The 6,577-nt window shown below is 71.9% G+C and carries 7 protein-coding genes and 1 tRNA gene; 4 read left to right on the forward strand and 4 right to left on the reverse strand.

Annotated features, from left to right (window positions below; all coding sequences use genetic code 11):
* Positions 1-282: 282 nt before the first annotated feature.
* Together G3I53_RS07165 and G3I53_RS07170 are read right to left on the reverse strand one after the other, a co-directional pair.
* Positions 283-1,680, reverse strand: a complete 1,398-nt coding sequence (locus G3I53_RS07165) for a gluconate:H+ symporter (RefSeq protein WP_164338284.1) — start codon at positions 1,678-1,680, stop codon at positions 283-285.
* Positions 1,681-1,788: 108 nt separating this feature from the next.
* A complete protein-coding gene (locus G3I53_RS07170; RefSeq protein ID WP_164338285.1) occupies positions 1,789-2,307 on the reverse strand; it encodes a gluconokinase in 519 nt (172 codons plus the stop codon).
* A gap of 138 nt (positions 2,308-2,445) precedes the next feature.
* On the opposite strand from G3I53_RS07170, the gene G3I53_RS07175 reads away from it, so the two are divergent.
* Positions 2,446-3,147: a FadR/GntR family transcriptional regulator gene (locus tag G3I53_RS07175; RefSeq protein WP_164338286.1), complete on the forward strand. Its 702-nt coding sequence runs from the start codon at positions 2,446-2,448 to the stop codon at positions 3,145-3,147.
* Between the two features lie 35 nt (positions 3,148-3,182).
* Here G3I53_RS07175 and G3I53_RS07180 read toward each other — a convergent pair whose 3' ends face one another.
* Together G3I53_RS07180 and G3I53_RS07185 are read right to left on the reverse strand one after the other, a co-directional pair.
* On the reverse strand, positions 3,183-3,560 hold the full coding sequence (locus tag G3I53_RS07180) for a YchJ family metal-binding protein (protein ID WP_164338287.1): 378 nt from the start codon (positions 3,558-3,560) through the stop codon (positions 3,183-3,185).
* Positions 3,561-3,637: 77 nt separating this feature from the next.
* A tRNA-Leu gene (locus tag G3I53_RS07185) sits at positions 3,638-3,722 on the reverse strand.
* A gap of 243 nt (positions 3,723-3,965) precedes the next feature.
* On the opposite strand from G3I53_RS07185, the gene G3I53_RS07190 reads away from it, so the two are divergent.
* The 3 genes from G3I53_RS07190 to G3I53_RS07200 all read left to right on the forward strand — a co-directional run.
* A complete protein-coding gene (locus G3I53_RS07190) occupies positions 3,966-5,291 on the forward strand; it encodes a M20/M25/M40 family metallo-hydrolase (RefSeq protein ID WP_164338288.1) in 1,326 nt (441 codons plus the stop codon).
* 196 nt (positions 5,292-5,487) lie between these two features.
* Positions 5,488-5,721, forward strand: coding sequence for a chaplin ChpH (gene chpH / locus G3I53_RS07195; protein WP_164338289.1), 234 nt, complete (start codon positions 5,488-5,490; stop codon positions 5,719-5,721).
* A 165-nt stretch (positions 5,722-5,886) separates the two neighbouring features.
* Positions 5,887-6,577, forward strand: a 691-nt coding sequence (locus tag G3I53_RS07200) for a chaplin (protein WP_164438140.1), incomplete at its 3' end; no start/stop codon positions are given.

The raw sequence follows: 6,577 nt of genomic DNA on the forward strand, positions 1-6,577 counted from the left end.
GGCGTCCGGGCCGGCCGGGGCGCCGCCCAGCACGGCCGTCAGCGAGACGGCCAGGGCGCCGGCGATCAGCAGCCCCGAGATCCGTGCCCCGAGCGATGCCCGCATGACGTCCCCCGCACGATGGTCCGACCCCGAGCCACCATCATCCGGTGGTCCGCCGCCCGCCGGAAGGCCCCCTCCCGCACGGTGGGCCCGCACGCACCCGGCGGCGCCGCACAGCATCGTGCCGCGGACCGGGAACCGGACCGCGGCACGAGGCGGGGGAAACGGGCCTTCGCCGCGCTAGATCACCAGGGACAGCAGCATCACCAGGCCGCCCGCCACCACCGAGATGATCGTCTCCATGACCGACCACGTCTTGACGGTCTGTCCGACGGTGAGGCCGAAGTACTCCTTCACCAGCCAGAAGCCCGCGTCGTTGACATGGCTGAAGAACAGGGAGCCGGCGCCGATGGCCAGGACCAGCAGGGCCGCGTGCGTGGTCGACATGTCGGCCGCGAGCGGGGCCACCAGGCCGGCCGCGGAGACGGTCGCCACCGTGGCCGAACCGGTCGCCAGCCGGATCGCCACCGCGATCAGCCAGCCCATCAGCAGCGCCGGGATCGACCAGTCCTGGGATATGTCCAGGACCATCTGGCCGACGCCGGAGTCGATCAGCGTCTGCTTGAAGCCGCCGCCCGCGCCGACGATCAGCAGGATGCCCGCGATCGGCCAGAGGCTCTTGTCCACCAGCTGCTGCATCCGCTCCTTGCTGAACCCGGCGGGCATGCCCAGCGTGAAGAAGCCGACCAGCACGGCCGCCAGCAGCGCGATCAGCGGGGAGCCGATCACGTCGAAGACCCGCTGCACGCTGTTCTCGGTGTCGTCGATGACGATGTCCACCAGCGCCTTGGCGAGCATCAGCACGACCGGCAGCAGGATGGTGAACAGGGTCGGGCCGAAGCCGGGCCGCTTCTCGAGTTCCTCCGAGGCGCGCTGCGGGATCATCCGGTCCGGCGCCGGGACGTCCACCCAGCGGGCGGCGTACCGGGAGAACACCGGGCCGGCGATGACGACGGTCGGGACGGCGACCAGCACGCCGAGCGCCAGCGTGACACCGAGGTTGGCGTCCAGCGCGTCGATCGCGACCAGCGGGCCGGGGTGCGGGGGGACCAGCCCGTGCATCACGGACAGACCGGCGAGCGCCGGGATGCCGATGCGCATCAGGGAGTAGTTGCCGCGCTTGGCGACCATCAGCACGACCGGGATCAGCAGGACGACGCCGACCTCGAAGAACAGCGGCAGGCCGATGACGGAGGCGATCAGCACCATGGCCCAGGGCATCGCCCGGCCGCTCGCCTTCGCCAGGATGGTGTCGACGACCTGGTCGGCGCCGCCGGAGTCGGCGAGCATCTTGCCGAGGATCGCGCCGAGGGCGATCAGCACACCCACGTTGGCCACGGTGGAACCGAGCCCGGCACTGAAGCTGAGGATGGCCTTGTCCAGCGGAGCCCCGGCGAAGGCGCCGAGCGCGAGCGACCCGATGGTCAGCGCGAGGAAGGCGTGCAGCTTGTACTTGGTGATGAGCAGGACGATGACGGCGATGCCCGCCAGGACGGCGATGCCCAGCTGAGCGTGGCCGGCCGAGGTGATCGGCTCGGGTGCGTCCGCTGCCAGCATCTCGACGCTGAGTCTGGTCACGGTGGATCCCTTGATCTACGGGGGTGGGGGGACGGGAGCCCGGACGCGCTCCGGCGCCGAAGCCGGAGCGACCGGGCCCACGGGGGGGGGAAAGAGGGTCGTCGAGGACTAGGCGGAGGGCTCGCGGAGCTCCCCGAGGGCCGCCAGCGCCTGCTCGGTGATCTCCGTCGGGCCGGCCGTCACGTCCACGGCGACCCCCGCCTCGTCGGGATCGAGCGGCTGGAGGGTGGCGAACTGCGAGTCGAGCAGCCCCGTCGGCATGAAGTGGCCCTTGCGCTGCGCCAGCCGCTCAGCGACGAGCCGGCGGTCGCCCGTCAGGTGCAGGAAGAGCAGGTCGGGCGCCGCGTCCCGCAGCCGGTCCCGGTAGGCCCGCTTGAGCGCCGAACAGCTCACGACACCGCCGAGTCCGGTGCGTCCGCGCGCCCAGTCGCCGATGGCGTCCAGCCAGGGCGCCCGGTCGTCGTCGGTGAGCGGGGTACCGGCCGACATCTTCTCGATGTTGGCCGGGGGGTGGAAGTCGTCCGCCTCGGCGTACGGGACGCCGAGCCGGGCCGCCAGCAGGGTCCCGACGGTGGTCTTGCCGGTGCCGGAGACCCCCATGACCACGACGACGCTGGGGATTTTCATCGCTGCCCTCACTGTCTGCATGTCCTCGTCGACACGTGATGTCGACGCAACTGAAGCTCATTGGTACGACGAATTCAAGACTCTGTGACTTATAAGTCTGACTTTTTGTTTCCGTGATCCGCCCCGTACGCTGAGTGCATGAGCACAACGGGCCGGGGGCTGCACGGGCGCGTACTGGACACCCTCGGCCCCGAGATCACGGAGGGCCGGTACCCCCCGGGCAGTGTCCTGCGCACCGACGAGCTCGCCCACCGTTTCGACGTGTCGCGTTCCGTGATGCGCGAGGTCGTGCGGGTCCTGGAGTCCATGCACCTGGTCGAGTCCCGCCGCCGGGTGGGCGTGACGGTCCTGCCCTCCCGCGAGTGGAACGTCTACGACCCCCAGGTCATCCGCTGGCGGCTGGCCGGCGCCGACCGCCCCCGGCAGCTGCGCTCCCTCACCGTGCTCCGCTCGGCCGTCGAACCGGTCGCCGCGGGCCTCGCCGCCCGCCACGCCACGGCCGAGCAGTGCGCCGAACTCACCCGCTGCGCCCTCGGCATGGTCGCCCACTCACGCGGCGGGCAGCTGGAGGGCTACCTGATCCACGACATCGCCTTCCACCGCGTGATCCTCACGGCCTCCGGCAACGAGATGTTCGCCCGCCTCGGCGACGTCGTGGCGGAGGTCCTGACCGGCCGCACCCAGCACGACGTCATGTTCGACGACCCCGACCCGGCCGCCGTCACCCTGCACGTCCAGGTCGCCGAGGCGGTCCGGGCGCGCGACGCCGACCGCGCCGAACGGCTGACCCGCGAGATCACCGTGGGCGCCCTGGAGGAACTGGACGTGCTGGCCCCCTGACCGGGCCGCGGGCACGCCCGCAGGGACGGGCGCGTCTACTCCTCGACGACGTCCCCGTCGACGTACACCCACGCGCCGCCGGCCCGCTCGAACCGGCTGCGCTCCCGCAGCGAGCCGCCCCGGTAGGACGCCCGGAAGGTGACCGTCCCGGTCTGGTGGAAGGCCGACCCGTCGGTGGTGTCCAGGATCTCCAGCCCCCTCCAGCGCATCGCCGGGTCGAGGTCGAGGCGGGCGGGCCGCTTCCGGGGGTGCCAGGTGCGCAGCAGATACCCGGCGTCCCGCACGACGAAGGCCGAGTAGCGCGACCGCATCAGGCGCTCGGCGGTCGGCGCGGCGACGGCCCCGGAGTGCAGGCGCCCGCAGCACGCCTCGTACGTCCCGGGCAGCCCGCAGGGGCAGGAACGAGTGGTCATGTGCACCCTCCGCGACCGGGTTCGTCCGACAACGCCCGAGGGCCGCGACCTCGTGGTCGCGGCCCTCGCGCTTCATGTGTCCGAGGGGGGACTTGAACCCCCACGCCCGATAAAGGGCACTAGCACCTCAAGCTAGCGCGTCTGCCATTCCGCCACCCGGACAAGGTGTCTGTCGCGCGGGCTTCCCCCCGCGGCGACGACGTAAACATTACCAGGTGTTCAGGGGTGGCCGATCACCCCGCCGCGTCGCCCGGCCCGCCGCCGCGATCCGCCCGGCGGCGCGCCGCCCGGCCGGTACGGGACTTGGGGCGCGGGCGCCGAGAGGAGAGGATGGGGGGACCCACCAGCGGGGCCGCCGCCGGGCGCCCCCGGTGTGCACCAGCGGGAACGAGCGGGAGGACGCACGTGAGCGGGACCGACACGGCCAGGAACGTCACCGGCGAGGACGAGGTCGTGGACCTCTGCCGCGAGCTCATCCGGATCGACACCAGCAACTACGGCGACCACTCGGGTCCCGGCGAGCGCAAGGCGGCCGAGTACGTCGCCGAGAAGCTGGCCGAGGTGGGACTCGAACCGCAGATCTTCGAGTCCCACCCGGGCCGGGCCTCCACGGTGGCCAGGATCGAGGGCGAGGACCCCTCCCGGCCCGCGCTGCTCATCCACGGCCACACCGACGTCGTGCCGGCCAACGCCGACGACTGGACCCACCACCCCTTCTCCGGCGAGATCGCCGACGGATGCGTCTGGGGGCGCGGCGCCGTCGACATGAAGGACATGGACGCGATGACCCTCGCGGTCGTCCGCGAACGGATGCGCACCGGACGCAAGCCGCCGCGCGACATCGTCCTCGCCTTCCTCGCGGACGAGGAGGCGGGCGGCACCTACGGCGCCAAGCACCTGGTGCGCCAGCACCCCGAGCTGTTCGAGGGCGTCACCGAGGCGATCGGCGAGGTCGGCGGCTTCTCCTTCACGGTCAACGAGAAGCTGCGCCTCTACCTCGTCGAGACGGCCGAGAAGGGCATGCACTGGATGCGGCTCACCGTCGACGGCACGGCCGGACACGGCTCGATGACCAACACCGACAACGCCATCACGGAGCTGTCCGAGGCCGTCGCGCGCCTGGGCCGGCACCAGTGGCCGGTCAGGGTCACCAAGACCGTCCGCGCCTTCCTCGACGAGCTCTCCGACGCGCTCGGCACCGAGCTCGACCCGGAGAACATGGAGGAGACCCTCGCCAAGCTGGGCGGCATCGCCCGCATGATCGGCACCACCCTGCGCAACTCGGCGGCGCCCACCATGCTCGGCGCGGGCTACAAGGTCAACGTGATCCCCGGCCAGGCCACCGCCCACGTCGACGGACGCTTCCTGCCGGGCTACGAGGAGGAGTTCCTCGCCGACCTCGACCGCATCCTCGGCCCCCGCGTGAAGCGGGAGGACGTGCACGCCGACAAGGCGCTGGAGACCGACTTCGACGGCCGCCTGGTCGACGCCATGCAGCTGGCGCTCAGCGCCGAGGACCCGATCGCGCGGGCCGTGCCGTACATGCTCTCCGGCGGCACCGACGCCAAGTCCTTCGACGACCTCGGCATCCGCTGCTTCGGGTTCGCGCCGCTGAAGCTGCCGCCGGAGCTGGACTTCGCCGGCATGTTCCACGGCGTCGACGAGCGGGTCCCGGTCGACGGGCTGAAGTTCGGGGTGCGGGTGCTCGACCGTTTCCTGGACGCCTCCTGAGGGGCATCGCATTCCGGCGACCCCGCCCGTGAACCGGCCGCCCGGCGCACGCCGCCGGGCGGCCGGTAATCGGGCAGGCGTGCGGAATTGACCGGGACGAGTGAATGCGACCATAAGCTCGTAGCCTCATTACTCCCTCCTCGTTACCCGTGGTGTGATCCGCGACTTTGGATCGCATTGCCAACAAGGAGGAATAATGATCAAGAAGGTCGTCGCTGCTGCGGCTGCCACTGGTGGTCTGGTTCTCGCGGGTGCGGGCCTGGCCGTCGCCGACTCGGGTGCCCAGGGTGCCGCCGTGCACTCCCCGGGCGTCGCGTCCGGCAACGTCATCCAGGTTCCGGTGCACGTCCCGGTGAACGTCTGCGGCAACACGGTCTCCGTGATCGGGCTGCTGAACCCCGCCTTCGGCAACACCTGCGTCAACCAGTGACGTTCTGACTCGCTCATTCGGGCGGGTTCTTTTCAGGGTTGAAACCGCCGGCCCCGGAGTGCGCGCCATGCACTCCGGGGCCGTCCGGTCTCTCGAAACGTCCACACCACGGGAATCCGCCGCGACCGGAATTCCCGGCACGAGGTCGAAGGCAGGAATACAGCAATGCGACAGGCCACCCGCAAGGGTCTGATGACCATGGCGGCCGCGACCGGCATGATCGCCGCCGCGGGCGGAGCCGCCCACGCCGACTCCGGGGCCCAGGGCACCGCGTCGGGGTCGCCCGGCGTGCTCTCCGGCAACTCGGTGCAGGCACCGGTGTACGCGCCGGTCAACGTCTGCGGCAACACGGTCGACATCGTCGGCGTCCTCAACCCGGCCATGGGCAACTCCTGCGCCAACGAGGGCGGCTCCGCCCCGGACGGCTACGGGGACGCGGGCCACCACGGCGGCTCCGCCGGCTCCCACGCCGGCGGGCACACCTCCGGCTCACCCGGGGTCGCCTCCGGCAACCACGTCCAGGTCCCCGTCCACGCCCCGGTGAACGTCTGCGGCAACAGCGTCGACCTCATCGGCATCGGCAACCCCGCCGCCGGCAACGACTGCGGCAACGGCGGCTCCGGCGACCACGGCGACCCCGGGACACCGGACCGTCCCGGGACGCCGGACCGGCCCGGTGAGCCGGGCAGCCCCGACGGCCCCGGTGACGAGCCCGGCAGCCCGTCCACCCCGGACGGCGAGACCCCGGGCGACACCCCCGGCGGCTCCCCGGGCGGCGACGACCGGGGCTCCATCACCGCGCACCAGGACGGCGCGGCGCTGGCCGCCACCGGCAGCGAGGTGCCCCTGGGCCTCG

It is taken from the genome of Streptomyces sp. SID14436 (assembly GCF_010548465.1).
Taxonomy (GTDB): domain Bacteria; phylum Actinomycetota; class Actinomycetes; order Streptomycetales; family Streptomycetaceae; genus Streptomyces.